Genomic DNA, 357 nt, shown 5'->3' on the forward strand with positions numbered 1-357 from the left:
GTGGCTCAGGAGCGTCCGCAATACCATGCACGGACAGATGAAATGACGCCTCCTCGCTCACTCGGTAGCTGCGCTCCTGCCGTTCGGCTGCGGCGGGCGTGACCGACTCACGGATAACGGGATAAAGCAAAGGCGCTCAAATCAGAAAGGGCCGGAGAAAAGGATGCGGCGTTGCCGTTTTTCCATAGGCTCCGCCCCCCTGACGAGCATCACGAAATCTGACGCTCAAATCAGTGGTGGCGAACCCCGACAGGACTATAAAGATACCAGGCGTTTCCCCCTGATGGCTCCCTCGTGCGCTCTCCTGTTCCTGCCTTTCGGTTTACCGGTGTCATTCCGCTGTTATGGCCGCGTTTG

The organism is Kitasatospora arboriphila (assembly GCF_039528095.1).
Lineage (GTDB): Bacteria > Actinomycetota > Actinomycetes > Streptomycetales > Streptomycetaceae > Kitasatospora > Kitasatospora arboriphila.